Annotated in this window: 12 protein-coding genes, 9 tRNA genes and 7 rRNA genes; 2 read left to right on the plus strand and 26 right to left on the minus strand. The window is 40.6% G+C overall.

Annotated elements, in window-relative coordinates; translation table 11 throughout:
* The first annotated feature begins 108 nt into the window (after positions 1-108).
* Positions 109-1,323, plus strand: a complete 1,215-nt coding sequence (locus tag ACP3TL_RS10030) for a NupC/NupG family nucleoside CNT transporter (RefSeq protein ID WP_069817709.1) — start codon at positions 109-111, stop codon at positions 1,321-1,323.
* A gap of 50 nt (positions 1,324-1,373) precedes the next feature.
* Here ACP3TL_RS10030 and pdxT read toward each other — a convergent pair whose 3' ends face one another.
* On the minus strand, positions 1,374-1,949 hold the full coding sequence (pdxT, locus tag ACP3TL_RS10035; protein ID WP_069833294.1) for a pyridoxal 5'-phosphate synthase glutaminase subunit PdxT: 576 nt from the start codon (positions 1,947-1,949) through the stop codon (positions 1,374-1,376).
* Position 1,950: 1 nt separating this feature from the next.
* Complete coding sequence (pdxS, locus tag ACP3TL_RS10040) at positions 1,951-2,838, minus strand: pyridoxal 5'-phosphate synthase lyase subunit PdxS (protein ID WP_069833295.1); 888 nt, start codon at positions 2,836-2,838, stop codon at positions 1,951-1,953.
* Between the two features lie 100 nt (positions 2,839-2,938).
* Here pdxS and pdxR point away from each other — a divergent pair, with 100 nt between their 5' ends.
* Positions 2,939-4,312 carry a MocR-like pyridoxine biosynthesis transcription factor PdxR gene (gene pdxR / locus ACP3TL_RS10045; protein ID WP_069833296.1) on the plus strand — a complete coding sequence of 458 codons (1,374 nt, stop codon included), beginning with the start codon at positions 2,939-2,941 and terminating at the stop codon, positions 4,310-4,312.
* Positions 4,313-4,558: 246 nt separating this feature from the next.
* On the opposite strand, the gene rrf (ACP3TL_RS10050) is transcribed toward pdxR, so the two are convergent.
* The 24 genes from rrf (ACP3TL_RS10050) to hpt form a co-directional block, all read right to left on the minus strand.
* Positions 4,559-4,673: ribosomal RNA gene (gene rrf / locus ACP3TL_RS10050) — 5S ribosomal RNA — on the minus strand.
* An 81-nt stretch (positions 4,674-4,754) separates the two neighbouring features.
* Positions 4,755-7,678 (minus strand): 23S ribosomal RNA (locus ACP3TL_RS10055).
* 194 nt (positions 7,679-7,872) lie between these two features.
* Positions 7,873-7,949 (minus strand) — tRNA-Ile (locus tag ACP3TL_RS10060).
* Between the two features lie 103 nt (positions 7,950-8,052).
* Positions 8,053-9,605, minus strand: a 16S ribosomal RNA gene (locus ACP3TL_RS10065).
* Positions 9,606-9,855: 250 nt separating this feature from the next.
* A 5S ribosomal RNA gene (rrf, locus tag ACP3TL_RS10070) occupies positions 9,856-9,970 on the minus strand.
* Positions 9,971-10,052: 82 nt separating this feature from the next.
* A 23S ribosomal RNA gene (locus ACP3TL_RS10075) occupies positions 10,053-12,976 on the minus strand.
* A gap of 288 nt (positions 12,977-13,264) precedes the next feature.
* Positions 13,265-14,817: ribosomal RNA gene (locus tag ACP3TL_RS10080) — 16S ribosomal RNA — on the minus strand.
* Between the two features lie 143 nt (positions 14,818-14,960).
* Positions 14,961-15,036, minus strand: a tRNA-Ala gene (locus tag ACP3TL_RS10085).
* A 17-nt stretch (positions 15,037-15,053) separates the two neighbouring features.
* Positions 15,054-15,127: transfer RNA gene (locus ACP3TL_RS10090), tRNA-Pro, on the minus strand.
* Positions 15,128-15,159: 32 nt separating this feature from the next.
* A tRNA-Arg gene (locus ACP3TL_RS10095) sits at positions 15,160-15,236 on the minus strand.
* 17 nt (positions 15,237-15,253) lie between these two features.
* Positions 15,254-15,339, minus strand: a tRNA-Leu gene (locus ACP3TL_RS10100).
* Between the two features lie 8 nt (positions 15,340-15,347).
* Positions 15,348-15,422: transfer RNA gene (locus tag ACP3TL_RS10105), tRNA-Gly, on the minus strand.
* A gap of 13 nt (positions 15,423-15,435) precedes the next feature.
* Positions 15,436-15,508: transfer RNA gene (locus tag ACP3TL_RS10110), tRNA-Lys, on the minus strand.
* Between the two features lie 6 nt (positions 15,509-15,514).
* Positions 15,515-15,590, minus strand: a tRNA-Thr gene (locus tag ACP3TL_RS10115).
* Between the two features lie 13 nt (positions 15,591-15,603).
* Positions 15,604-15,676 (minus strand) — tRNA-Val (locus ACP3TL_RS10120).
* Between the two features lie 18 nt (positions 15,677-15,694).
* A 5S ribosomal RNA gene (gene rrf / locus ACP3TL_RS10125) occupies positions 15,695-15,809 on the minus strand.
* The 16S, 23S and 5S rRNA genes sit together here with 9 tRNA genes alongside, the layout of an rRNA operon.
* 520 nt (positions 15,810-16,329) lie before the next feature.
* Positions 16,330-17,817, minus strand: a complete 1,488-nt coding sequence (gene lysS / locus ACP3TL_RS10130; RefSeq protein ID WP_285336863.1) for a lysine--tRNA ligase — start codon at positions 17,815-17,817, stop codon at positions 16,330-16,332.
* 266 nt (positions 17,818-18,083) lie between these two features.
* Complete coding sequence (gene folK, locus ACP3TL_RS10135; RefSeq protein WP_069833232.1) at positions 18,084-18,563, minus strand: 2-amino-4-hydroxy-6-hydroxymethyldihydropteridine diphosphokinase; 480 nt, start codon at positions 18,561-18,563, stop codon at positions 18,084-18,086.
* Positions 18,563-18,928: a dihydroneopterin aldolase gene (gene folB / locus ACP3TL_RS10140; RefSeq protein WP_069818248.1), complete on the minus strand. Its 366-nt coding sequence runs from the start codon at positions 18,926-18,928 to the stop codon at positions 18,563-18,565. The genes folK and folB overlap by 1 nt, the downstream gene beginning before the upstream one ends.
* Positions 18,906-19,709 (minus strand): dihydropteroate synthase, encoded by an 804-nt coding sequence (gene folP / locus ACP3TL_RS10145; protein ID WP_069818249.1) that lies wholly within the window; start codon positions 19,707-19,709, stop codon positions 18,906-18,908. The genes folB and folP overlap by 23 nt, the downstream gene beginning before the upstream one ends.
* 216 nt (positions 19,710-19,925) lie before the next feature.
* Positions 19,926-20,858 carry a cysteine synthase A gene (cysK, locus tag ACP3TL_RS10150; protein WP_069833233.1) on the minus strand — a complete coding sequence of 311 codons (933 nt, stop codon included), beginning with the start codon at positions 20,856-20,858 and terminating at the stop codon, positions 19,926-19,928.
* Between the two features lie 154 nt (positions 20,859-21,012).
* Positions 21,013-21,894 (minus strand): Hsp33 family molecular chaperone HslO, encoded by an 882-nt coding sequence (gene hslO / locus ACP3TL_RS10155; RefSeq protein WP_285326936.1) that lies wholly within the window; start codon positions 21,892-21,894, stop codon positions 21,013-21,015.
* A 220-nt stretch (positions 21,895-22,114) separates the two neighbouring features.
* Positions 22,115-24,202, minus strand: a complete 2,088-nt coding sequence (gene ftsH, locus ACP3TL_RS10160) for an ATP-dependent zinc metalloprotease FtsH (RefSeq protein WP_069818252.1) — start codon at positions 24,200-24,202, stop codon at positions 22,115-22,117.
* Between the two features lie 296 nt (positions 24,203-24,498).
* On the minus strand, positions 24,499-25,038 hold the full coding sequence (gene hpt / locus ACP3TL_RS10165) for a hypoxanthine phosphoribosyltransferase (RefSeq protein WP_002508753.1): 540 nt from the start codon (positions 25,036-25,038) through the stop codon (positions 24,499-24,501).
* Positions 25,039-25,042 lie beyond the last annotated feature (4 nt).

Here is a 25,042-nt window from a genome sequence, read left to right on the forward strand (position 1 = left end):
TTGACCTTTTTCAACCAATATGATTAAAAAATATTAGTTTATGGATGTAAGTGCTACCAGTTTTATTGTATTATAGATATTAAGAAAAAAATAAAAGGGATGAAAAATATGCATATTATTATCGGTTTAATTGGGATTGTAGTATTTATTGGGTTAGCCTTTCTTTTCAGTTCCGACAGAAAAAATATTCGTTGGCAATATGTTGGCTTACTACTTGTAATACAACTTGTCATGGCATTTATTTTGTTAAAAACAAAATTTGGGATTACAGTCATTGGTGGCATTTCAGTAGGCTTTAATTACTTATTAGCACAAGCAGCAGAAGGTGTGAACTTTGTATTTGGTGGCATTCAATACATAGATCCAGAAAATCCGCCTTTCTTCTTTAACGTATTATTACCAATTGTTTTCATATCAGCATTAATTGGTATCTTACAATATACACGTATTTTACCTGTAATTATTAATGTCTTAGGTTTAGTAATATCTAAAATTAATGGTATGGGTCGTTTAGAATCATATAACGCTGTTGCAGCAGCTATTTTGGGACAATCAGAAGTTTTTATTTCATTAAAAAAAGAACTTGCTCACATTCCAAAACAACGTCTTTATACATTAACTGCTTCAGCAATGTCTACCGTTTCCGCATCAATTATTGGAGCTTACTTCACATTAATTGAACCACGCTTTGTTGTTACGGCAGTTGTCTTAAATCTCTTCGGCGGTTTCATTATTGCTTCTATCATCAACCCTTACAAAGTTGATCCAAAAGAAGATAAATTAATAGTTGAAGAAAGTGAAACAGGCAAACAATCTTTCTTCGAAATGTTAGGGGAATACATTTTAGATGGGTTTAAAGTAGCAATCATTGTTGGGGCAATGTTAATTGGTTATATCGCTATTATCGCTTTACTAAATGGCGTAGTTAGTGCGATTTTCACTGGTATTTCAGGTGGTAGCATTACTTGGGACTTCCAAACACTAATCGGTTTCGTATTTGCACCATTCGCATTCTTAGTGGGTGTGCCATGGCATGAAGCTGTACAAGCTGGTTCTATTATGGCGACGAAATTATTATCAAATGAATTTGTTGCAATGGAAAGTCTAAGTAAAGTTAAAGATATGAGTGAACATGCGAAAGGCGTTATCTCAGTATTCGTAGTATCATTCGCAAACTTTAGCTCTATCGGTATTATCTCTGGCGCGATCAAATCGCTTAACAACGAAAAAGGCGATGTAGTAGCACGATTTGGTCTAAAATTATTATTCGGTGCTACATTAGTTTCATTTATTTCTGCAGCCATTGCAGGATTCTTTATTTAAAAATTAATATTTAAAAGAGCGACAAGGTATCAATACCTTATCGCTCTTTTTTATACTTTTTCAGTTACGGTCGGTTTAACTATTGATTCAATGAAATATTGTGTGACTCTGTAGTCATCTGTTAATTCAGGATGAAATGAAACGCCTAAATAACATCCTTGTTGAACAGCTACAATTTTATCACCAACTGTGCTAAGCACACTCGCTTCTCCATGCACACTTTCTATATGAGGTGCTCTAATAAATACGCCTTCAATATCTTTGGCAATTCCTTTCACATCTAACTCACTTTCAAAGCTATCAACTTGTCGGCCAAAAGAATTTCTTTGAACAGTGATATTCAGTTTATCTAAATAACCTGCTTCCCCAACAATGTTCGTTGCTAAGATAATTAAGCCAGCACAAGTACCAAACATAGGTAATGTGGATTGTTGCAAAGCATTTTTGAATCCATAAAGATTCATTAAGCGACGTAGCGTAGTAGATTCTCCGCCTGGTATAATCAATCCATCGATGTCATCCAACTGTTCGACACGCTTAACTGCTACGCCTTCGTGACCACTTAGTGCAATATGACGTATATGTTCTCTCACTGCGCCTTGTAAGGCTAAAACACCAATTTTCATATTACCATCCACGCTCTTGCATACGATCTTCTAATGACAACTCATTGATATCTAAACCTTTCATTGCTGTGCCTAATTCTTTAGCTAGACGTCCAATTAGTTCATAGTCTTGGTAATGTGTAGTTGCTTGTACAATTGCTTTAGCAAATTTTTCTGGATCTTCTGATTTAAAAATACCCGATCCAACAAACACGCCGTCTGCACCTAATTCCATCATTAAAGCAGCATCTTGAGGCGTTGCTACCCCACCAGCTGCAAAATTAACTACTGGTAATTTACCATTTTCTTTAATAGATTTTAAAATCTCGTATGGTGCACCAATATTTTTAGCCTCAGTCATAATCTCATCGTCATGCATAACTGTTAAACGACTCACTTCTGAATTGACCTGGCGCATATGTCTTACTGCTTCTACGATATTTCCAGTACCTGGCTCACCTTTAGTACGTAACATTGCAGCGCCTTCACCAATACGACGTGCAGCTTCACCTAAATTACGGCAACCACATACAAATGGTACAGTAAATGTATCTTTACGTAGATGAAACTCTTCATCAGCTGGTGTTAATACTTCAGATTCATCGATATAGTCAACACCCATAGATTCTAATACACGAGCTTCAGTTATATGACCAATGCGGCCTTTTGCCATAACTGGTATAGAGACAGCATTCATAACCTCTTCTACAATTTTAGGGTTAGCCATTCGTGCAACGCCACCTGCTGCTCTAATATCAGAAGGTACGCGCTCTAATGCCATTACTGCAACAGCACCGGCATCCTCAGCTATCTTAGCTTGTTCTGCGTTTACAACGTCCATAATGACGCCACCTTTTTGCATTTCCGCCATTCCTCTTTTAACTCTTTCAGATCCAATTACTTTAGACATATTTATTTAACCCCTTTGCTTAGTTGATTAAATTCATTTTAAAAGATAAACTGGTATTTAAAAAGGGACAATTCTAGATTAATTTAGGAGGTCAGTTGAAATGACGAAAGAGCATTTATACATCAATCTGTACGAGAATCTAAAAAAACAAATCATAGAAGGCCAATATAAATCAGGTGATAAATTTCCTTCTAAACGAGCGTTAGGACAACATTTATCTGTAAGTAATACAACAATCGAACACGCTTATCAAATTCTATCGGATGAGGGGTACATATACGCCAAACCACGATCAGGTTATTTTGTATCTGATGTAGAAACCTTACCAATTATTACTAGAGATTTACACACATCAAACACAAATTACGAACAAAATAATAACAATCAGACTCAACAAACATATGAATTTGCCTTCAATTTATCAGAAATAGATGCAGAATATTTTCCTATGCAGCAATTTAGAAAATATGCGCGCGATACTTTTGAAGATGGTCAATTGAACTTGTTGCAACATACAAATCCCAAAGGAGAATGGACACTGCGCCAAGAAATAGCACATTACTTATTTAATAGTAGAGGTGTCGCATGTCATCCTGAACAAATTATTATTGGTTCTTCTACAGAACAACTTATTAATTTATTAACTGACATTTTGAATAAAGGACGCTTTTTAATTGAAAACCCTAGCTATCCACCAATCAAACAAGTTTTAGACAAAAAACAAATTACTTATCTCCAAGTGCCTGTGAATAATACAGGAATTGAGCTAGAGCATTTCAATGAATCTCATAATAATATCGCTTATGTTACACCTTCTCATCAATTTCCTACTGGATATGTGATGAATTTAAAAAAGCGTACCCAACTTATTCACTGGGCACAGCAATTTGAAAATAGATACATTATTGAAGATGATTATGATTCGGAATTCCGTTACTTTGGAAAGCCTATTCCTGCATTACAAAGTTTAGATACTAAAGATAAAGTCATATATATTAGTACATTCTCAAAATCTTTATTCCCAAGTTGCAGAGTTGCTTACCTAGTATTACCTAAAAAACTATTGGAATTATATAACTCACTAGAAAATAAAGAAGGTAATACAGTACCCGCACATATACAAAAAATGGTGGCAAGTTTTATGCAATCAGGTAGTTTTGAGAGGCATTTAAATAAAATGAGAAACGTTTATAGAGAGAAACTTAAGTTTATATTAGATGCACTCAAACCCTATCAAGAACAATTAGAAATTGATGGTGCGTTAGCAGGTATGCACTTTACACTAACTGTAAAAAATGGTTTAACTATGAAACAATGTTTAAAAAATGCTGAAGAAAATAATTTAAAAATCATTCCTTTTAGTAAATATGATAAGTCACAACAATCTGTAAAATTCATTTTAGGTTTTGGGGGTATACCTTTTTCACAACTAGAGGACCACACCAATGCACTAATTCGTTCATTGACAATGTGAATAATAACTAATCTCTAAAAAGCATTACTTTCTTGCCTGCAAGATTAGTAGTGCTTATGCATGTAAAGTGTCACTTTTAATTTATAAAGAACCACTTTTTCGCTTGCGAAATTAGTAGTTCTTATACAAGAGCACCAGCTCTTGTAATCCTTAAATTATAACCATCTCTATTGGAACATTCTCACTTTTTTTGCGCATAAAAAAAAGAGACCTCTCGGTCTCGGGCTCATCGCATCCTATAATGCTGCCTGGCAACGTCCTACTCTTGCGGAACGTAAGTCCGACTACCATCGGCGCTAAGGAGCTTAACTACTGTGTTCGGCATGGGAACAGGTGTGACCTCCTTGCCATTGTCACCAGACAATGAACTGTATAAAAAATTATACATTCAAAACTAGATAGTAAGTAAAATTTGATAATGCCAAACAAAACACTTTTAAATTTGATTAAGTCTTCGATCGATTAGTATTCGTCAGCTCCACATATCGCTATGCTTCCACCTCGAACCTATTAACCTCATCATCTTTGAGGGATCTTATAACCGAAGTTGGGAAATCTCATCTTGAGGGGGGCTTCATGCTTAGATGCTTTCAGCACTTATCCCGTCCATACATAGCTACCCAGCGATGCCGTTGGCACGACAACTGGTACACCAGAGGTATGTCCATCCCGGTCCTCTCGTACTAAGGACAGCTCCTCTCAAATTTCCTGCGCCCACGACGGATAGGGACCGAACTGTCTCACGACGTTCTGAACCCAGCTCGCGTACCGCTTTAATGGGCGAACAGCCCAACCCTTGGGACCGACTACAGCCCCAGGATGCGATGAGCCGACATCGAGGTGCCAAACCTCCCCGTCGATGTGAACTCTTGGGGGAGATAAGCCTGTTATCCCCGGGGTAGCTTTTATCCGTTGAGCGATGGCCCTTCCATGCGGAACCACCGGATCACTAAGTCCGTCTTTCGACCCTGCTCGACTTGTAAGTCTCGCAGTCAAGCTTCCTTATGCCTTTACACTCTATGAATGATTTCCAACCATTCTGAGGAAACCTTTGAGCGCCTCCGTTACTCTTTAGGAGGCGACCGCCCCAGTCAAACTGTCCATCTGACACTGTCTCCCACCATGATAAATGGTGCGGGTTAGAAATCCAACACAGCAAGGGTAGTATCCCACCAACGCCTCGACGTAAGCTGGCGCTCACGTTTCAAAGGCTCCTACCTATCCTGTACAAGTTGTACCGAATTTCAATATCAGACTACAGTAAAGCTCCACGGGGTCTTTCCGTCCTGTCGCGGGTAACCTGCATCTTCACAGGTACTATGATTTCACCGAGTCTCTCGTTGAGACAGTGCCCAAATCGTTACGCCTTTCGTGCGGGTCGGAACTTACCCGACAAGGAATTTCGCTACCTTAGGACCGTTATAGTTACGGCCGCCGTTTACTGGGGCTTCGATTCGTAGCTTCGCCGAAGCTAACCACTCCTCTTAACCTTCCAGCACCGGGCAGGCGTCAGCCCCTATACATCACCTTACGGTTTAGCAGAGACCTGTGTTTTTGATAAACAGTCGCTTGGGCCTATTCACTGCGGCTCTCCTGGGCGTTAACCCTAAAGAGCACCCCTTCTCCCGAAGTTACGGGGTCATTTTGCCGAGTTCCTTAACGAGAGTTCGCTCGCTCACCTTAGAATTCTCATCTTGACTACCTGTGTCGGTTTGCGGTACGGGCACCAAAATTCTAGCTAGAGGCTTTTCTTGGCAGTGTGAAATCAACGACTCGAGGAAACAATTTCCTCTCCCCATCACAACTTGACCTTAAGAGTGCCGGATTTGCCTAACACTCAGTCTCATTGCTTGGACGTACAATCCAATAGTACGCTTCGCCTATCCTACTGCGTCCCCCCATCGCTTAAAACGAAATTTGGTGGTACAGGAATATCAACCTGTTATCCATCGCCTACGCCTATCGGCCTCAGCTTAGGACCCGACTAACCCAGAGCGGACGAGCCTTCCTCTGGAAACCTTAGTCAATCGGTGGACGGGATTCTCACCCGTCTTTCGCTACTCACACCGGCATTCTCACTTCTAAGCGCTCCACATGTCCTTGCGATCATGCTTCAACGCCCTTAGAACGCTCTCCTACCACTGTCCTTACGGACAATCCACAGCTTCGGTAATATGTTTAGCCCCGGTACATTTTCGGCGCAGTGTCACTCGACTAGTGAGCTATTACGCACTCTTTAAATGATGGCTGCTTCTAAGCCAACATACTAGTTGTCTGGGCAACGCCACATCCTTTTCCACTTAACATATATTTTGGGACCTTAGCTGGTGGTCTGGGCTGTTTCCCTTTCGAACACGGACCTTATCACCCGCGTTCTAACTCCTAAGATAAAATTGATTGGCATTCGGAGTTTGTCTGAATTCGGTAACCCGATAAGGGCCCCTCGTCCAAACAGTGCTCTACCTCCAATAATCATTACTTAAGGCTAGCCCTAAAGCTATTTCGGAGAGAACCAGCTATCTCCAGGTTCGATTGGAATTTCTCCGCTACCCACAACTCATCCGCTCACTTTTCAACGTAAGTCGGTTCGGCCCTCCATTCAGTGTTACCTGAACTTCAGCCTGGTCATGGGTAGATCACCTGGTTTCGGGTCTACGACCAAATACTCAACGCCCTATTCAGACTCGCTTTCGCTACGGCTCCACATTAACTGCTTAACCTTGCATCAAATCGTAACTCGCCGGTTCATTCTACAAAAGGCACGCCATCACCCATTAACGGGCTCTGACTACTTGTAAGCACACGGTTTCAAGTTCTATTTCACTCCCCTTCCGGGGTACTTTTCACCTTTCCCTCACGGTACTGGTTCACTATCGGTCACTAGAGAGTATTTAGCCTTGGGAGATGGTCCTCCCGGATTCCGACGGAATTTCTCGTGTTCCGTCGTACTCAGGATCCACTCAAGAGTGAACAAACTTTCGACTACAGGATTATTACCTTCTTTGATTCATCTTTCCAGATGATTCGTCTAATTTGTTCTTTTGTAACTCCGTATAGAGTGTCCTACAACCCCAACAAGCAAGCTCGTTGGTTTGGGCTCTTCCCGTTTCGCTCGCCGCTACTCAGGGAATCGATTTTTCTTTCTCTTCCTGCGGGTACTAAGATGTTTCAGTTCCCCGCGTCTGCCTTCAGATATGCTATGTATTCACATATCGATAACACGACATAACTCGTGTTGGGTTTCCCCATTCGGAAATCTCTGGATCAAAGCTTACTTACAGCTCCCCAAAGCATATCGTCGTTAGTAACGTCCTTCGTAGGCTTCTAGTGCCAAGGCATCCACCGTGCGCCCTTAATAACTTAATCTTTTCGACCTTCAACACGAAAAAATCGGTTGAAAACCTAAAATGTTATTAATCTGTGAGTGTTCTTTCGAACACTAGCGATTATTTCTATTTTTTTGAATTCAAGCTTTTTAAAACTCTAATTCACTCGGTTTTGCTTGGTAAAATCATAAATTTTACTTACATATCTAGTTTTCAATGTACAAAATAAAAAAATGGTGGGCCTAAGTGGACTCGAACCACCGACCTCACGCTTATCAGGCGTGCGCTCTAACCAGCTGAGCTATAGGCCCATTCATTTATAGAATACTCTAATGAGCATTCAAAACTGAATACAATATGTCAATGTCATTCCTCTTCATCTTCTCAAGGAAGATGTTCCGAATATATCCTTAGAAAGGAGGTGATCCAGCCGCACCTTCCGATACGGCTACCTTGTTACGACTTCACCCCAATCATTTGTCCCACCTTCGACGGCTAGCTCCATAAATGGTTACTCCACCGGCTTCGGGTGTTACAAACTCTCGTGGTGTGACGGGCGGTGTGTACAAGACCCGGGAACGTATTCACCGTAGCATGCTGATCTACGATTACTAGCGATTCCAGCTTCATGTAGTCGAGTTGCAGACTACAATCCGAACTGAGAACAACTTTATGGGATTTGCATGACCTCGCGGTTTAGCTGCCCTTTGTATTGTCCATTGTAGCACGTGTGTAGCCCAAATCATAAGGGGCATGATGATTTGACGTCATCCCCACCTTCCTCCGGTTTGTCACCGGCAGTCAACCTAGAGTGCCCAACTAAATGCTGGCAACTAAGTTTAAGGGTTGCGCTCGTTGCGGGACTTAACCCAACATCTCACGACACGAGCTGACGACAACCATGCACCACCTGTCACTTTGTCCCCCGAAGGGGAAGGCTCTATCTCTAGAGTTTTCAAAGGATGTCAAGATTTGGTAAGGTTCTTCGCGTTGCTTCGAATTAAACCACATGCTCCACCGCTTGTGCGGGTCCCCGTCAATTCCTTTGAGTTTCAACCTTGCGGTCGTACTCCCCAGGCGGAGTGCTTAATGCGTTAGCTGCAGCACTAAGGGGCGGAAACCCCCTAACACTTAGCACTCATCGTTTACGGCGTGGACTACCAGGGTATCTAATCCTGTTTGATCCCCACGCTTTCGCACATCAGCGTCAGTTACAGACCAGAAAGTCGCCTTCGCCACTGGTGTTCCTCCATATCTCTGCGCATTTCACCGCTACACATGGAATTCCACTTTCCTCTTCTGTACTCAAGTTTCCCAGTTTCCAATGACCCTCCACGGTTGAGCCGTGGGCTTTCACATCAGACTTAAGAAACCGCCTACGCGCGCTTTACGCCCAATAATTCCGGATAACGCTTGCCACCTACGTATTACCGCGGCTGCTGGCACGTAGTTAGCCGTGGCTTTCTGATTAGGTACCGTCAAGATGCGCACAGTTACTTACGCATTTGTTCTTCCCTAATAACAGAGTTTTACGATCCGAAAACCTTCATCACTCACGCGGCGTTGCTCCGTCAGACTTTCGTCCATTGCGGAAGATTCCCTACTGCTGCCTCCCGTAGGAGTCTGGACCGTGTCTCAGTTCCAGTGTGGCCGATCACCCTCTCAGGTCGGCTACGTATCGTTGCCTTGGTAAGCCGTTACCTTACCAACTAGCTAATACGGCGCGGGTCCATCTATAAGTGATAGCAAAACCATCTTTTACTTTAGAACCATGCGGTTCCAAATGTTATCCGGCATTAGCTCCGGTTTCCCGAAGTTATTCCAGTCTTATAGGTAGGTTACCCACGTGTTACTCACCCGTCCGCCGCTAACTTCAAAGGAGCAAGCTCCTTATCCGTTCGCTCGACTTGCATGTATTAGGCACGCCGCCAGCGTTCATCCTGAGCCAGGATCAAACTCTCCATAAATGAATTATGATGTTTGATTAGCTCATAAAATACTAATTTGTGTGTTATCTCTAACACGTTTGAACCAACAATTTAATGTTGCGTTCGGAATTAACGTTGACATATTGCAATTCAGTTTTCAATGTTCATTTCTTAATCACAAGAATTAATTCTACAGGTTATGACTCAGAAAGTCAAGAAATTTTTAAAATTAATTTTTGTTTTCTTTAATACTTCCATAAAAAAACGACCCAAAGGTCAAAATGGAATTGCCTGGCAACGTCCTACTCTTGCGGAACGTAAGTCCGACTACCATCGGCGCTAAGGAGCTTAACTACTGTGTTCGGCATGGGAACAGGTGTGACCTCCTTGCCATTGTCACCAGACAATGAACTGTATAAAAAATTATACATTCAAAACTAGATAGTAAGTAAAATTTGATAATGCCAAACAAAACACTTTTTAAATTTGATTAAGTCTTCGATCGATTAGTATTCGTCAGCTCCACATATCGCTATGCTTCCACCTCGAACCTATTAACCTCATCATCTTTGAGGGATCTTATAACCGAAGTTGGGAAATCTCATCTTGAGGGGGGCTTCATGCTTAGATGCTTTCAGCACTTATCCCGTCCATACATAGCTACCCAGCGATGCCGTTGGCACGACAACTGGTACACCAGAGGTATGTCCATCCCGGTCCTCTCGTACTAAGGACAGCTCCTCTCAAATTTCCTGCGCCCACGACGGATAGGGACCGAACTGTCTCACGACGTTCTGAACCCAGCTCGCGTACCGCTTTAATGGGCGAACAGCCCAACCCTTGGGACCGACTACAGCCCCAGGATGCGATGAGCCGACATCGAGGTGCCAAACCTCCCCGTCGATGTGAACTCTTGGGGGAGATAAGCCTGTTATCCCCGGGGTAGCTTTTATCCGTTGAGCGATGGCCCTTCCATGCGGAACCACCGGATCACTAAGTCCGTCTTTCGACCCTGCTCGACTTGTAAGTCTCGCAGTCAAGCTTCCTTATGCCTTTACACTCTATGAATGATTTCCAACCATTCTGAGGAAACCTTTGAGCGCCTCCGTTACTCTTTAGGAGGCGACCGCCCCAGTCAAACTGTCCATCTGACACTGTCTCCCACCATGATAAATGGTGCGGGTTAGAAATCCAACACAGCAAGGGTAGTATCCCACCAACGCCTCGACGTAAGCTGGCGCTCACGTTTCAAAGGCTCCTACCTATCCTGTACAAGTTGTACCGAATTTCAATATCAGACTACAGTAAAGCTCCACGGGGTCTTTCCGTCCTGTCGCGGGTAACCTGCATCTTCACAGGTACTATGATTTCACCGAGTCTCTCGTTGAGACAGTGCCCAAATCGTTACGCCTTTCGTGCGGGTCGGAACTTACCCGACAAGGAATTTCGCTACCTTAGGACCGTTATAGTTACGGCCGCCGTTTACTGGGGCTTCGATTCGTAGCTTCGCCGAAGCTAACCACTCCTCTTAACCTTCCAGCACCGGGCAGGCGTCAGCCCCTATACATCACCTTACGGTTTAGCAGAGACCTGTGTTTTTGATAAACAGTCGCTTGGGCCTATTCACTGCGGCTCTCCTGGGCGTTAACCCTAAAGAGCACCCCTTCTCCCGAAGTTACGGGGTCATTTTGCCGAGTTCCTTAACGAGAGTTCGCTCGCTCACCTTAGAATTCTCATCTTGACTACCTGTGTCGGTTTGCGGTACGGGCACCAAAATTCTAGCTAGAGGCTTTTCTTGGCAGTGTGAAATCAACGACTCGAGGAAACAATTTCCTCTCCCCATCACAACTTGACCTTAAGAGTGCCGGATTTGCCTAACACTCAGTCTCATTGCTTGGACGTACAATCCAATAGTACGCTTCGCCTATCCTACTGCGTCCCCCCATCGCTTAAAACGAAATTTGGTGGTACAGGAATATCAACCTGTTATCCATCGCCTACGCCTATCGGCCTCAGCTTAGGACCCGACTAACCCAGAGCGGACGAGCCTTCCTCTGGAAACCTTAGTCAATCGGTGGACGGGATTCTCACCCGTCTTTCGCTACTCACACCGGCATTCTCACTTCTAAGCGCTCCACATGTCCTTGCGATCATGCTTCAACGCCCTTAGAACGCTCTCCTACCACTGTCCTTACGGACAATCCACAGCTTCGGTAATATGTTTAGCCCCGGTACATTTTCGGCGCAGTGTCACTCGACTAGTGAGCTATTACGCACTCTTTAAATGATGGCTGCTTCTAAGCCAACATACTAGTTGTCTGGGCAACGCCACATCCTTTTCCACTTAACATATATTTTGGGACCTTAGCTGGTGGTCTGGGCTGTTTCCCTTTCGAACACGGACCTTATCACCCGCGTTCTAACTCCTAAGATAAAATTGATTGGCATTCGGAGTTTGTCTGAATTCGGTAACCCGATAAGGGCCCCTCGTCCAAACAGTGCTCTACCTCCAATAATCATTACTTAAGGCTAGCCCTAAAGCTATTTCGGAGAGAACCAGCTATCTCCAGGTTCGATTGGAATTTCTCCGCTACCCACAACTCATCCGCTCACTTTTCAACGTAAGTCGGTTCGGCCCTCCATTCAGTGTTACCTGAACTTCAGCCTGGTCATGGGTAGATCACCTGGTTTCGGGTCTACGACCAAATACTCAACGCCCTATTCAGACTCGCTTTCGCTACGGCTCCACATTAACTGCTTAACCTTGCATCAAATCGTAACTCGCCGGTTCATTCTACAAAAGGCACGCCATCACCCATTAACGGGCTCTGACTACTTGTAAGCACACGGTTTCAAGTTCTATTTCACTCCCCTTCCGGGGTACTTTTCACCTTTCCCTCACGGTACTGGTTCACTATCGGTCACTAGAGAGTATTTAGCCTTGGGAGATGGTCCTCCCGGATTCCGACGGAATTTCTCGTGTTCCGTCGTACTCAGGATCCACTCAAGAGTGAACAAACTTTCGACTACAGGATTATTACCTTCTTTGATTCATCTTTCCAGATGATTCGTCTAATTTGTTCTTTTGTAACTCCGTATAGAGTGTCCTACAACCCCAACAAGCAAGCTCGTTGGTTTGGGCTCTTCCCGTTTCGCTCGCCGCTACTCAGGGAATCGATTTTTCTTTCTCTTCCTGCGGGTACTAAGATGTTTCAGTTCCCCGCGTCTGCCTTCAGATATGCTATGTATTCACATATCGATAACACGACATAACTCGTGTTGGGTTTCCCCATTCGGAAATCTCTGGATCAAAGCTTACTTACAGCTCCCCAAAGCATATCGTCGTTAGTAACGTCCTTCGTAGGCTTCTAGTGCCAAGGCATCCACCGTGCGCCCTTAATAACTTAATCTTTTCGACCTTCAACACGAAAAAATCGGTTGAAAACCTAAAATGTTATTAATCTGTGAGTGTTCTTTCGAACACTAGCGATTATTTCTATTTTTTTGAATTCAAGCTTTTTAAAACTCTAATTCACTCGGTTTTGCTTGGTAAAATCATAAATTTTACTTACATATCTAGTTTTCAATGTACAAAATAACGCAATGAATACTCGTAATGAGCATTCAAAACCGAATGCAATATGTCAATGTCATTCCTCTTCATCTTCTCAAGGAAGATGTTCCGAATATATCCTTAGAAAGGAGGTGATCCAGCCGCACCTTCCGATACGGCTACCTTGTTACGACTTCACCCCAATCATTTGTCCCACCTTCGACGGCTAGCTCCATAAATGGTTACTCCACCGGCTTCGGGTGTTACAAACTCTCGTGGTGTGACGGGCGGTGTGTACAAGACCCGGGAACGTATTCACCGTAGCATGCTGATCTACGATTACTAGCGATTCCAGCTTCATGTAGTCGAGTTGCAGACTACAATCCGAACTGAGAACAACTTTATGGGATTTGCATGACCTCGCGGTTTAGCTGCCCTTTGTATTGTCCATTGTAGCACGTGTGTAGCCCAAATCATAAGGGGCATGATGATTTGACGTCATCCCCACCTTCCTCCGGTTTGTCACCGGCAGTCAACCTAGAGTGCCCAACTAAATGCTGGCAACTAAGTTTAAGGGTTGCGCTCGTTGCGGGACTTAACCCAACATCTCACGACACGAGCTGACGACAACCATGCACCACCTGTCACTTTGTCCCCCGAAGGGGAAGGCTCTATCTCTAGAGTTTTCAAAGGATGTCAAGATTTGGTAAGGTTCTTCGCGTTGCTTCGAATTAAACCACATGCTCCACCGCTTGTGCGGGTCCCCGTCAATTCCTTTGAGTTTCAACCTTGCGGTCGTACTCCCCAGGCGGAGTGCTTAATGCGTTAGCTGCAGCACTAAGGGGCGGAAACCCCCTAACACTTAGCACTCATCGTTTACGGCGTGGACTACCAGGGTATCTAATCCTGTTTGATCCCCACGCTTTCGCACATCAGCGTCAGTTACAGACCAGAAAGTCGCCTTCGCCACTGGTGTTCCTCCATATCTCTGCGCATTTCACCGCTACACATGGAATTCCACTTTCCTCTTCTGTACTCAAGTTTCCCAGTTTCCAATGACCCTCCACGGTTGAGCCGTGGGCTTTCACATCAGACTTAAGAAACCGCCTACGCGCGCTTTACGCCCAATAATTCCGGATAACGCTTGCCACCTACGTATTACCGCGGCTGCTGGCACGTAGTTAGCCGTGGCTTTCTGATTAGGTACCGTCAAGATGCGCACAGTTACTTACGCATTTGTTCTTCCCTAATAACAGAGTTTTACGATCCGAAAACCTTCATCACTCACGCGGCGTTGCTCCGTCAGACTTTCGTCCATTGCGGAAGATTCCCTACTGCTGCCTCCCGTAGGAGTCTGGACCGTGTCTCAGTTCCAGTGTGGCCGATCACCCTCTCAGGTCGGCTACGTATCGTTGCCTTGGTAAGCCGTTACCTTACCAACTAGCTAATACGGCGCGGGTCCATCTATAAGTGATAGCAAAACCATCTTTTACTTTAGAACCATGCGGTTCCAAATGTTATCCGGCATTAGCTCCGGTTTCCCGAAGTTATTCCAGTCTTATAGGTAGGTTACCCACGTGTTACTCACCCGTCCGCCGCTAACTTCAAAGGAGCAAGCTCCTTATCCGTTCGCTCGACTTGCATGTATTAGGCACGCCGCCAGCGTTCATCCTGAGCCAGGATCAAACTCTCCATAAATGAATTATGATGTTTGATTAGCTCATAAAATACTAATTTGTGTGTTATCTCTAACACGTTTGAACCAACAATTTAATGTTGCGTTCGGAATTAACGTTGACATATTGCAATTCAGTTTTCAATGTTCATTTCAATAAATAATATGGTGGAGACTAGCGGGATCGAACCGCTGACCTCCTGCGTGCAAAGCAGGCGCTCTCCCATCTGAGCTAAGCCCCCATATGAATTTTAAAGAGTCGGGAAGACAGGATTCGAACCTGCGACCCCTTGGTCCCAAACCAAGTGCTCTACCAAGCTGAGCTACTTCCCGTACATAATTTAATTGATTAACACTTTTAAAGATGGTGCGCCCGACAGGGGTCGAACCTGTAACCTCTTGATTCGTAGTCAAGTACTCTATCCAGTTGAGCTACGGGCGCTATATTAAAAATGATAATGCCGAGAACCGGAATCGAACCGGTACGGTGATCTCTCACCGCAGGATTTTAAGTCCTGTGCGTCTGCCAGTTCCGCCACCCCGGCAAAAATAATGGAGCAGAAGACGGGATTCGAACCCGCGACCCCGACCTTGGCAAGGTCGTATTCTACCGCTGAACTACTTCTGCAAATAAAACTGTATGAGCCATAGTGGGCTCGAACCACTGACCCTCTGATTAAAAGTCAGATGCTCTACCAACTGAGCTAATGGCTCATGAAATGGTGCCGGCCAGAGGACTTGAACCCCCAACCTACTGATTACAAGTCAGTTGCTCTACCAGTTGAGCTAGGCCGGCTATCATGAAGTGATGGAGAATGACGGGTTCGAACCGCCGACCCTCTGCTTGTAAGGCAGATGCTCTCCCAGCTGAGCTAATTCTCCACATAATTTTAATATAAAGCCTGGCAACGTCCTACTCTTGCGGAACGTAAGTCCGACTACCATCGGCGCTAAAGAGCTTAACTACTGTGTTCGGCATGGGAACAGGTGTGACCTCTTTGCTATTGCCACCAGACAAATTAACTTACTCAATTAATAATACATTGTTTGTTAATCATTTGCAATAGTCAATTTTACACTATCTTAAAGATTTGTTTACAAGACTTTTACTTGAGTTATGTATGTAGTGCTTGTCGTTTTTGACGACTTTTATATATTAATTCATTTTCACTTTAAAGTCAATGCTTTTCGAACATTTCTCAAAAAGAAATATTTTAAATGTTTATGCATGTCTTGTTTCGTTTCCTTAACTCGACTTGAATAATCTTATCACATAGAATCTATCTTTACCATACCTTTTTTAGTATATTATTATATTTTAATAGCATTATAATACTTAATTGTATCTTATTACTAATTTAATTAATTTATTTAGACTTATTATCCTCTATTTTCTCTCATTTGTAGCTTGTCTATAGAAAGCAAAAAGAAAAAAAGACCATATATTACGTCTCACCAATGTGAAATCGCAACATATGATCTAGATTAAATGACTAAATCAATTATTACTTAGCTTATACCCAGCTTTTAATAATTTATTTTTGTTTCATATAAGGGAATAACAATACATCACGGATAGAAGCAGAATCAGTAAGTAGCATAACTAATCTATCAATACCAATACCTAAACCACCTGTTGGAGGCATGCCGTACTCTAATGCTTCAATGAAATCTTCATCCATTTCATGTGCTTCATCATTACCTTCTTCTTTTTCTACTAATTGCGCTTCAAATCTTGCTCTTTGATCAATAGGATCATTTAATTCTGTGAATGCATTACCATGTTCTCTACCTACTATGAATAATTCAAAGCGATCCGTAAATCTTGGGTCCTCTGGATTTTTCTTAGCTAGTGGTGAGATTTCGATTGGATGCCCATAAATAAATGTTGGTTGAATTAATGTCTCTTCAACTTTTTGTTCAAAGAACTCATTTAAGATATGACCATATTTCATATTATCTGTTATTTCAATACCATGTTCTTTAGCTAATGATTTAGCTTCTTCGTCAGTTTGTACCTCGAAGAAGTCTACACCTGTTTCTTCTTTAACAGCATCAGCCATATGAACTCGTTTCCAATCAGACTCTAAATCTATAATCTCTTCGCCATAGTTTACTTTAGCAGTACCAAGTACTTTTTCAGAAATATGTCTAATCATATTCTCAGTTATATCCATGATATCGTGATAGTCAGCATACGCTTCATATAATTCAATCATAGTGAATTCTGGATTATGTCTCGTTGATACGCCTTCGTTTCTGAAAACACGTCCAATTTCATAAACTTTTTCTAATCCACCTACAATTAAACGTTTCAAATGTAATTCGATTGCAATTCGCATATATAATGCTGCGTCTAAAGCATTGTGATGTGTTTCGAAAGGACGCGCAGCAGCTCCACCCGGAATTTGGTGCATCATAGGCGTTTCTACTTCTAAAAATCCTCTTTGATTTAAGTAATTACGCATTTCTTGCAATATTTTACTGCGGTTAATAAATGTTTGCGTGCTATCTTGGTTTGTAATTAAGTCAAGGTAACGTTGACGATAACGCTGTTCGATGTCTTGTAAACCATGGAATTTATCAGGTAATGGACGTAATGCTTTAGTCAACAACGTGAACGCTTTAGCTTTAACAGACAATTCACCTGTATTCGTTTTGAACATTACACCTTCTATGCCTACAATGTCTCCAAGATCTGCAGAATTCCAAACTTCGAATTGTTCGTCTCCAACTTGATCTTTTCTTACGTAAATTTGTATTTGACCAGTTAAATCTTGAACATGGGCAAATCCAGCTTTACCTTTTCCACGTTTAGTCATTAGACGACCGGCGATACTTACGTTGCTTTCATCTTCTTTGTCATGTAATTCTTCTTTTGTATATGTGTCCCAATCTTCATGCAATGGGGCAGCTGTAGAAGTACGCTCAAATTTTTGACCAAAAGGATCGATACCTAAATCATATAATTCTTGTAATTTTTGACGGCGAACTTGCATTTGGTCGTTCATTTCTTCTGACATTACTTTCTCTCCTTTATGCTTCTTGTTCTATTTTTTATTCTACTTTAGCTTCTATTTTCACTTGGAACGTTTGATCGTTATCTATCATTTGTTGTTCTGTTTATTTCAAAGCTTTTCCAGTCTTACCATTTACATAAAGTACATATTCAGCCTACATCCATTTTGACTGTAAGCTTAAATGTAACTTTATCTACACTAGCCATAGGAGCAAGAACTACTCTATTATATATCTCTACGACTCCCATTTTCCACACATTTTATAACTATTAACCTTTATACATTTTGACTGAATCGTCTGCAGTCACTATACTTCCAATTTTTTTATTAGAATGAGGTTCTACACAATCAGATGCTATATCATTTAATGGTATAAGTACAAACGCACGCTCCAGCATACGTGGGTGCGGTACACTTAGATCTTCTTCATCAATAATATGATTGCCAAATAATAAAATATCAACATCTAAAGTTCTAGGGCCCCAACGTATATCTCTTACTCGGTGTAACTGTTGTTCAGTATGCAGACATTCTTTTAATAAATCTTGTGGTGTTAATGATGTATAAATCTCAATACATTGATTTAAAAATTGTGGTTGGTCGACATAACCTACTGGCTCTGTTTCATATATCGGGGATTTTTGCGTTACTTGAATACCATCTGTATTATCTAATATACGGATTGCTTCATCAAGTTGTGCCGCTCTTTCTCCAACATTACTTCCTAATCCTAAATAAGCATATTCCATTAGAGATTCTCCCTCACTATTTCAACGCCCACACCATCATAATGACCAGGTATAGGTGGATTTTCTTTAGTGATTCTAACTTTCGTTTCCATTACACGATTATAGTGTGAATTTATACGTTTTGCAATACGTTCAGCTAGATGCTCTAATAAATTTACAGGCTTGCCTTCCATGATTGCTTTTACTTCTTCAAAAACTTCACCATAATGGACTGTATCTGTAACATCATCAGATTGCCCAGCCATACTCAAATCAACTTTCATTGTGACATCAACAATAAATATTTGTCCGATATCATTTTCAGCTGGAAGCGCACCATGATAACTATAGAATCTCATGCCATTAAGAAATATTGTGTCGCTCATCGTCATTCTCCTTTAAATAGTCCATGCTTTGCCCTAATCGAACATTTAATGCAACATTATGAACTCTTACCGCTTTTACGCCTTTCATTATACCATACGCAGTAGTGCCTGCCGTTGCTTCATCACGTTCAGTAGGTGTTGTTTCTGTGCCTATCATTTCTTTTATGAACCTTTTTCTACTTGTTGCTAATAGTACAGGATAACCCGTCGCTACAAGTTCATCTAAACGTGACATCACTTCTTTTTCTTCTTCACGTGTTTTTGCAAAGCCAACACCCGGATCAATCCATACTTTATGTTGAGGTATACCTGCCATTTCCGCTTTATTCGCTTGTTTTAATAAATATAACAACATCTCATCCACTACAGGTTCTGTTCTTTGACCATCACCATTGTGCATGAGTACAATTTCACCATTGTATTTCGCTACTACGTTGAAAATACGTTCGTCATAGTGTCCTGCCCATTGATCATTAATCATCGTGGCGCCTAATTTCATTGCAGCTTCTGCCACTTCACTACGATAAGTATCTATAGATAGTTGTACATCTAATTCAGCCAACGCACTTACAACAGGCACAACACGCTCCAACTCTTCCTCAACGCTTATCTCTTCAAAGCCTGGACGGGTAGATATCCCACCGACATCTATAATATCTACACCTTCCTCCATCATTTCTTTTGCTCTCTTAATCGCTTTTTCAACTGTATTATATTTACCACCATCGGAAAAAGAGTCAGGCGTTACATTTAATATGCCCATAATTTTTGTATGCGTCATAATTATTCTTCTTCCTTTCACTTTATAAATGATTTTTTCTTATGTATTTTATTTACTATTCTATAATAACGTTAATTTTCATTTTTTTCAGTAATCAAAACTTGAAATCAAATATACTAGTGTATTGTTTTTACTTTGCTTACTTATATTGCTTTATATACACAAAAAAACCGACTCACATGCAAATGTGGTCGGTAATTGTTAAACATATATCGTTTAGTCATCAAATGAATATAACGGTGTAGAAAGATAACGTTCACCATTACTTGGTAATACAGTAACAACTGTTTTACCTTTACCTAATGATTTTGCTTTTTCAATCGCTGCAACAATCGCTGCACCTGAAGAAATACCACCTAAGATACCTTCTTCTTTAGCAACTCTACGTGACATATCCATCGCAACTTCATTACCTACTTTGATAATTTCATCATAAACGTTTGTATCTAAAGTATCTGGTACAAATCCTGCACCTAAACCTTGTAATTTATGGGGACCAGGTTCGCCACCACTTAAGATAGGTGAGTCTTCTGGTTCAATCGCTACAAGATTGATGTCTGGGTATTTTTCTTTTAATACTTTACCCGCACCACTGAGTGTTCCACCAGTACCTACACCAGCTAAGAATGAATCAATTGTTTTGCCTTCAAATTGTTCAACTAATTCTGGTCCAGTTGTTAATTCGTGTACACGAGGATTTGCTGGGTTTTCGAATTGTTGTGGTTCGTAATAACCAAATTCTTCTTTTAACTCTTTAGCTTTTTTGATTGCACCTTTCATTGCTTCTGATCCAGGTGTTAATACTAATTCTGCGCCGTATGCTTTTAATAAGTTACGACGTTCTTGACTCATTGTTTCAGGCATCGTAAATACTGCTTTATAACCTTTAGCTGCACAAACAAAAGCTAAGCCGATTCCTGTGTTACCACTTGTCGGTTCAACAATTGTATCGCCTGGTTTAATTTTACCTGCTTGCTCAGCTTCTTCAATCATTGCTAATGCAATACGGTCTTTTACAGAGCCACCTGGATTTTGATATTCAAGTTTCACATATACGTCTGCGGCATCTTCCCCCACAACGTTGTTTAACTTAACAACAGGTGTATTGCCAATTGCTTTTACGATATTGTCTACTGGTTTATTTGTCATTTAGTATTGCTCCTTTTCATTAAAAAGTTTAAAACCTACTTTTTCTCTCGGATATACTTTATATTTTATCAGATTTTTCAGCAAATACAACTATGAAGATTTGATGTAGCAATTTTTTTGTTCAATAGTATATTCTATATCTAGTTTATACCTTTTACTTACTATTTTCTATTAATCCATGTAACTCATCTTCTGAAAAATCATATTTATTTCTACAGAAATGACATTCAACTTCTGCGCCATGATCTTTATCAATCATATCTTGAATTTCAGCTTCTCCTAAACCTTTAATGGCAGTCAAGAATTTTTCATGACCACAATTACAATCGAAACGTGTAGGAAGATTTTCTAATAATTGTACGTTTTCTTCCCCTAGTATTTCGAAAAGAATTTCTTCAGGCGTTAAACCTTGATCAATCAGTTTCGAAACTGGAGTCATTTGATTGATTGCTTTTTCAAGTTTATCCACTGTTTCATCTTCTGCGCCTGGCATAACTTGTATTAAAAACCCACCTGCAGCTTTAATTGAATTGTCAGGATTAACTAATACGCCTAAACCTACTGATGATGGTACTTGTTCACTTTTAGCAAAGTAATAAGTGAAATCATCTCCTAATTCACCAGAAACGAGTTCACTAGAACCAGAAAAATAATCCTTCATTCCAACATCTTTTACAACTGTCAATGCGCCTTCTGAACCAACCGCACGGCTAACATCTAATTTACCAGCATCATTTAAAGGGAAATGTGTCTGAGGATTTGAAACATAGCCTCTTATATTCCCTTTAGCATCAGCGTCAGCAATTATTTTACCAATTGGGCCCTTACCATCAACAGTAACTGTTAATTTTTGATCGCCTTTGAGCATTGCACCCATCATCACTGTTGCTGTCATCGTACGTCCAAGGGCTGCTGAAGCAGTCGGCCACGTATAATGTCTTGTTTGTGCTTCTTGAACACTTTCAGTTGTTAACACACTATAAGCGCGAATTTGTCCTCCAAAAGCTAATGCTTTAACTATATAATCGTTCGTCATTTTGTTTATTTCTCCTTTAATATCATCTAGTTTTAAAAATGTTTTTTATATCTTTACTCTAAGATTGTTTTTACACTTTTTATCAATGCAATTTATTGTAATCGTTCGAAGTAGAAAATGCGAAACATCTGTTTGGAAATTGTTCCATCATATCTTGTTATTAAAAAAAGCTTCCTTCTACTATCAATATGATAGCAGAAAGAAGCTTTATGTTCAGTTATTAATTTCTGTTACTTGGATCATTCGGATCGCTTGGATTGCTAGGTTTATCGATATTAGGTGCTTGTTCATGACCTGTTTCTTCAGTGTCATCGCTGTCTTGTTGTTCGTTTTCTTTATCGTTATCCTGTGTTTCATCATCTGAAGATAGTTGTTCTTTACGAACGTCCTCGTAAGATTTACCGTATTTTCCTTCTTCAAAGTTATCGTCTTTATGTTCCACAACTTTGGCGCTATCATAATCAACTTCTGGTAAGACACCATCGTTAAATAATGATTGGATTTGTTCGGCAACTAACGTTTCTTCAGTTAATAATGATTCAGCAATTAAATCTAACTGTGATTTATGCTCTAACAAGATAGTCTTACAACGCTCGTATTGTTCTTTAATGATACGTTGCACTTCTTTATCAATTTCATATGCAATTTGTCCTGAAAATTCAGTGTCACCTTGCATTTCTTTTCCTAAGAACACTTGGCCACCGTTGCTATTTGTGAATTGAACCGTTCCGATTTTTTCACTCATACCATATTCAGTAACCATTTGACGTGCAATTTGTGTTGCACGTTCAAAGTCGTTAGATGCACCTGTAGATACTTCATTAAAGGTAATATCCTCAGATACACGTCCACCAAGTAGACCACAAATTTTATCTAATAATTCTTTTTCTGTCATTAAGAAGCGATCTTGTTTTGGTAACATCATTGCGTAACCGCCAGCTTGTCCACGAGGTACGATTGTAACTTTATGAACAACTTCAGCTTCATCAAGTACCATACCAATAATTGTATGACCAGCTTCATGGTGTGCTACAATATTACGTTCTTTTTCAGAGATTACACGAGATTTTTTAGCTGGACCAGCGATAACGCGGTCTGTCGCTTCTTCAATATCACGCATATCAATTTTTTTCTTACCTTCACGTACAGCAACTAATGATGCTTCGTTTAATAAGTTTTCTAAATCTGCACCAGAGAAACCTGGTGTTCTTTCTGAAACTGCTTTTAAGTCAACTGTTTCATCAAATGGTTTGTCCTTCGCATGAACATGAAGAATTGCTTCACGACCTTTAGCATCTGGGCGACCTACTTGAATTTGTCTGTCGAAACGACCTGGACGTAATAACGCTGGGTCTAAAATGTCTGGGCGGTTTGTAGCAGCGATCATAATGATACCTTCATTGTCACCAAATCCATCCATTTCAACGAGTAATTGGTTCAATGTTTGCTCACGCTCATCATGGCCACCACCTACACCGGCACCACGTTGACGACCAACTGCATCGATTTCATCAATAAAGATGATACAAGGCGCGTTTTTCTTAGCATTTTCGAACAAGTCACGTACACGGCTTGCACCAACACCCACAAACATCTCAACGAAGTCTGAACCACTAATTGAGAAGAACGGCGTACCGGCTTCACCAGCAACTGCACGAGCTAATAATGTTTTACCTGTACCAGGAGGGCCAACTAAAAGAACACCTTTAGGAATTCTAGAACCCATTTGTTTAAATTGTTTATTGTCTTTTAAGAAATCGACTATTTCAATTAATTCTTGTTTCTCTTCATCTGCACCAGCTACATCAGTGAAGCGTACACGTTTTTGTTGATTATCGTACGTTTTCGCTTTGGATTTACCAAAGTTCATCATACGATTACCACCGCCACCGCCGCCACCTTGGGCTTGGCTGAGGAAGAATATAAATAAGAGTGCGATAATTAATACAGGAATTAATGTTGTTAATATACTTACAAATACACTTTGTTTTTCTTCTTCTTTAACTGTAAATTTCAATCCGTCTTGACTTTGTGCTTTATCAGTTATTTTTTCTAGCTCTTTATCGTTGTTATATAAAATAGTTGAAGAATACTCTTCATCTTTATCTGTTTTACCACTTACCATATATACATTTTGTTCAGGTTGAATTTCAAGTGATTTTAACTCACCTTTATCTAACTGCTTAACAAATTGATTATATGTAAGCTGTTTTGGCATATTCCCATTTCCGTTAAGCCACGAAAACAAGCCAAAAATAATAACGCCAATGATTGCGATAACTAGCACGTTACGAAAGGCTTTCTGCATGCGTCGTTTCCTCCTACTTCAATTATAAAACTAACAAAAATTGTAACACAACACTCGAGTTTTCGGCTACTATTTCAACTTTTGCATTATGTTTACAATTCTTATTGTTTTACCCTTTAGTTTTATTTTTCTATTATGCTTAAAGTTAAATGAATATTATATATTGTCACGTACCTACAAGTTTATGTATTAAATTTCAAATGATTTAAGTCTAACCCTACTTTTCACATTCACTAACTTAATTCGACTGTAACTTACAGTATATAACAACTTTTTCTATGAATAAATTGTACTGCTTATTTTGAATAGATTTCTGGTTTCAATGTACCAATGTAAGGTAAATTTCTATAATGTTCAGCATAATCTAAACCATAGCCTACTACAAATTCATCAGGTATCTTTTTACCTACGTATTTTGCTTCAATGTTTGCTTTGCGACGATTAGGTTTATCAAGTAGCGTAACAATTTCAAGTGAGTTAACACGACGTGATTCAAGTAATTCAGTAATTGATTTTAAAGTAGTACCCGTTTCTAGAATGTCTTCAATAATTAAAACATCTTTATTTTCAATAGATCCACTTAAGTCTTTCAAGATTTTTACTTCTCCTGTTGATTCAGTGCCTCCGTGATAACTAGAAACATCCATGAAGTCGATAGCTAAATGCGTATCAATATATTTAATTAAATCTGCCATAAACATAACAGAACCTTTTAATATGCCAATACATACAAGTGGTTTCCCTTTGTATTCCTCCGTTATTTTCTTACCTAGCTCTTCACAAATTTGGTGTATATCTTCCTCTGACAATAAAATGTCTTTTAAATCATCTCGCATGTTT

Origin of the sequence: Staphylococcus caseorum (assembly GCF_049943195.1) — a bacterium.
In the GTDB taxonomy this organism is placed as follows: domain Bacteria; phylum Bacillota; class Bacilli; order Staphylococcales; family Staphylococcaceae; genus Staphylococcus; species Staphylococcus equorum_A.

Coding starts and splice junctions, on each gene's coding strand:
- ACP3TL_RS10030 (WP_069817709.1), top strand. CDS start 109: ATGCATATTATTATCGGTTTAATTGGGATTGTAGTATTTATTGGGTTA.
- lysS (WP_285336863.1), bottom strand. CDS start 17,817: ATGTCAGAAGAAATGAACGACCAAATGCAAGTTCGCCGTCAAAAATTA.
- hpt (WP_002508753.1), bottom strand. CDS start 25,038: ATGCGAGATGATTTAAAAGACATTTTATTGTCAGAGGAAGATATACAC.
- folP (WP_069818249.1), bottom strand. CDS start 19,709: ATGACGCATACAAAAATTATGGGCATATTAAATGTAACGCCTGACTCT.
- pdxR (WP_069833296.1), top strand. CDS start 2,939: ATGACGAAAGAGCATTTATACATCAATCTGTACGAGAATCTAAAAAAA.
- cysK (WP_069833233.1), bottom strand. CDS start 20,858: ATGACAAATAAACCAGTAGACAATATCGTAAAAGCAATTGGCAATACA.
- ftsH (WP_069818252.1), bottom strand. CDS start 24,202: ATGCAGAAAGCCTTTCGTAACGTGCTAGTTATCGCAATCATTGGCGTT.
- folK (WP_069833232.1), bottom strand. CDS start 18,563: ATGGAATATGCTTATTTAGGATTAGGAAGTAATGTTGGAGAAAGAGCG.
- folB (WP_069818248.1), bottom strand. CDS start 18,928: ATGAGCGACACAATATTTCTTAATGGCATGAGATTCTATAGTTATCAT.
- pdxS (WP_069833295.1), bottom strand. CDS start 2,838: ATGTCTAAAGTAATTGGATCTGAAAGAGTTAAAAGAGGAATGGCGGAA.
- pdxT (WP_069833294.1), bottom strand. CDS start 1,949: ATGAAAATTGGTGTTTTAGCCTTACAAGGCGCAGTGAGAGAACATATA.
- hslO (WP_285326936.1), bottom strand. CDS start 21,894: ATGACGAACGATTATATAGTTAAAGCATTAGCTTTTGGAGGACAAATT.